The sequence below is a fragment of the Actinomadura sp. 6K520 genome (assembly GCF_004349245.1).
Taxonomy (GTDB): Bacteria; Actinomycetota; Actinomycetes; order Streptosporangiales; family Streptosporangiaceae; genus Spirillospora.
This window is the reverse complement of the sequence record NZ_SMLC01000339.1, coordinates 1-3,152: the sequence shown is the minus strand read 5'-3', so window position 1 is coordinate 3,152 and position 3,152 is coordinate 1. Positions and strand designations below refer to the sequence as shown.

3 protein-coding genes are annotated in these 3,152 nt (G+C 73.4%); all 3 read right to left on the bottom strand.

Annotation, left to right across the window (positions count from 1 at the left end; all coding sequences use genetic code 11):
• Positions 1 to 39: 39 nt before the first annotated feature.
• The 3 genes from E1289_RS37020 to E1289_RS37010 all read right to left on the bottom strand — a co-directional run bounded on the left by E1289_RS37020 (position 40) and on the right by E1289_RS37010 (position 3,120).
• Positions 40 to 720 (bottom strand): response regulator transcription factor, encoded by a 681-nt coding sequence (locus E1289_RS37020; protein WP_131988763.1) that lies wholly within the window; start codon positions 718 to 720, stop codon positions 40 to 42.
• 174 nt (positions 721 to 894) lie between these two features.
• Positions 895 to 2,076: a sensor histidine kinase gene (locus tag E1289_RS40295; protein WP_279488644.1), complete on the bottom strand. Its 1,182-nt coding sequence runs from the start codon at positions 2,074 to 2,076 to the stop codon at positions 895 to 897.
• A 162-nt stretch (positions 2,077 to 2,238) separates the two neighbouring features.
• Entirely contained in the window at positions 2,239 to 3,120 is an 882-nt protein-coding gene (locus E1289_RS37010) for a PD-(D/E)XK nuclease family protein (protein ID WP_131988765.1), read from the bottom strand.
• Positions 3,121 to 3,152: the final 32 nt, after the last annotated feature.

Sequence of the window (3,152 nt, the reverse complement as noted above, 5' to 3'; positions counted from 1 at the left end):
GCCCCGGCCCCGTCGCGCCCCCGGCCTCCGGCGGGCCGGTCAGCTCTGGCCCGGCCTGCTCAGACCCGTCTCGTACGCGTACACGACCGCCTGCACCCGGTCCCGCAGCCCCAGCTTCGCCAGGACGTTCCCCACGTGCGTCTTCACCGTCGTCTCGCTCACCACGAGCTCCGCCGCGATCTCCGCGTTCGACTGCCCCCGCGCCACGTGCGCCAGCACCTCGCGCTCCCGTTCGGTCAGCGTGTCCAGCCCGGGCGGCGGCGCCTCGTCCCGCACCGCCGGCAGCCGCGAGGCGAACCGGTCCAGCAGCCGCCGCGTCACGCTCGGCGCCACGATCGCGTCGCCCGCCGCCACGATCCGGATCGCCTGCACCAGGTCCTCCGGCGGCGAGTCCTTCAGCAGGAACCCGCTCGCCCCCGCCCGCACCGCCTCGATCACGTACTCGTCCAGGTCGAACGTCGTCAGGATCAGCACCTTCGGATCGTGCGAGGCCGCACCGTCCCGGACGATGCGGCGGGTCGCCTCGATCCCGTCCACCCCCGGCATCCGGATGTCCATCAGCACCACGTCCGGCAGCAGCGACCGCGTCAGCTCCACCGCCACCGCGCCGTCCCCGGCCTCGCCCACCACCGCGATGTCCGTCTCGGCCTCCAGGATGAGCCGGAACCCCGTCCGCAGCAGCGGCTGATCATCGACGAGCAGCACCCGCACCGCGCTCATCGCACCGCACCGCCCGCCCGGCGTCCCGGTCGCACCATCGTCCCGCTCCTCGCCTCACCGCGCGCCCGCCCCGGCGGCGGCGCTCACGCCCAAACCTACGGCCCGCCCAACCTACGGCCTCCCGTCCCCGGAAGACCAACTCCGGCCGCCTCCGCCGCGGAGCACCCACGCTGCTCACGCCTCCAGCGGGAACCGCGCCCGGACACCGAACCCGCCGCCGACCCGCGGCCCGATCTTCAGCTCGCCACCGTACAGCGCCACCCGCTCGTACATACCGACGAGACCATGCCCCGGATTGTCCTCGTTGTCGGCCACGAACGTCGCCGTGCCACGCCCGTCGTCCTCGATCTCCACCGTCAGATCACGATCCCCGTAGTACAACCGCACCCACGCCCGCGCCTGCGGGCCCGCGTGCTTCAACGTGTTCGTCAGCGCCTCCTGGATCAGCCGGAACGCCGCCACGTCCACCCCCGGCGACGGCGACCGCGCCTCACCCTCGATCCACAGCTGCACCGCCAGGCCCGTCTCCCGCACGTTGTCCAGCAGCTCCCCGAGATCACCCAGGCCCGGCTGCGGCGCCAGCTCCCGCCCCTCCCGCTCGGCGTCCCGGTCCGTCCGCAGCACCCCCACGATCCGCCGCATCTCGCTCAGCGCCGTCCGCCCGACCTCCTCGATCGTCGACATCGCCTCACGCGCGCTCCCCGCGTCCCGGTCGATGATCCGCCGTGCCGCTCCCGCCTGCACCGTCATCACGCTCACATGGTGCGCCACCACATCGTGCAGCTCCCGCGCGATCCGCGACCGCTCCTCGATCCGCGCCGCCCGCGCGTCGGTGCCCCGCGCCCGCTCCAGCCGCGCCGCCCGGTCCTCCAGCTCCGCGAAGTACGCGCGCCGCAGCCGCAGGTTCCGGCCCAGCACCCACACCCCGACGACCAGCGCGCAGTCCGTCACGATCACCAGCGGCGACGAGTCCACCGGCGCCATCACCAGATACACCAGGAAGTAGACGAACCCCAGCACACCGCCGAGCGCGCTCTGCGCCAGCCCCCGATGCGCCGCGACGCTGTACACGGCGATCAGGAACGCCGCCACGTCCGCCACCGACGGCGGATACCCCGCCACCGCCATGGCCAGTTCACCGCCGATGATGAACAGCAGCACCGGAAGCGGATGCCGCCGCCGCCACGTCAGCGACAACGTCACCACCGCGACCAGCAGCCCGTTCAGCACATCGGGATCCCGGAACTGCTCGTAGCCCGAATGGTCCGGGAGCTCCTCCAGGTACAGCTCCGGCAGCCCCACCAGCAGCAGGCCCACGGCCAGCAACGCGTCGGCGGCCCGAGGACGCGTCCTCAACCAGGCGCGGAAAGCACGAAGACCACGGATGCGGGGTGACACGCTCTCACCCTAGGAGGTCACACCAGGTCGTGACCCCTCCTGAACGGGGATCCGCGGTCCTCCCCAAGGAGGACACCGGCGCCCCCGCGACACAAAGCCGCACCTATCGTCATCGCGGCACTACAGATCGTCACGCTCCCGCGCCGAACCCGCCGGCTCCGCCACGTCCACCGCCTCCGCCGCAGCCCGCCGCGCACCCGGCACCACCGGCAGCGGCGGGGGAGTGCCCCCGAACTCCGGGCACCGCTCCCGGTGATCGCACCAGTCGCACAACCGGCCCGCTCGCGGCCGCCACTCGCCGGTGTCCATCGCCCGCCGGATCGCCTGCCACAGCGCCTCCACCTTCCGCTGCGTCGCCCGCAGATCCGCCTCATCCGGCTCGTACCGCAGAACCTCCCCGTTCCCCAGGTACATCAGCTGCAGCAACCGCGGCACCCGCCCCCGCAGCCGCCACAGCACCAGCGCGTAGAACTTCATCTGGAACAGCGCCCGCGCCTCGAAATCCGCCCGCGGCGCCGTCCCCGTCTTGTAGTCGACGATCCGCACGTCCCCGCTCGGCGCCACGTCCACCCGGTCGATGTAGCCCCGCAGCTTCAACCCCGAATCCAGCACCGTCTCCACGAACAGCTCCCGCTCGGCCGGCTCCAGCCGCCGCGGATCCTCCAGCGTGAAGTACCGCTCCACCATCCGCCGCGCCTGGCCCAGCCACTCCGCCCGCTCCGCGTCCCCGGCGTCCCCCTCCGCGAACAGCTCCGCCAGCTCCGGCTCCGCCTCCAGCAGCCGCTCCCACTCCGGCCCCAGCATCGCCACCGCCGCCTCGGCCGTCCGCCCGCCCCGCGGCAGGTCGTACAACCGCTCCAGCACCGCGTGCACCAGCGTCCCCCGCGCCGCCGCAGCGCTCGGCCGCTCCGGCAGCCGGTCGATCACCCGGAACCGGTACAGCAGCGGGCACGTCATGAAATCGCCCGCCCGCGACGGCGACAACGACCCCACCACCGACACCGGCTCCCCGGCCGCCGCGCCGTCCCCAGGCC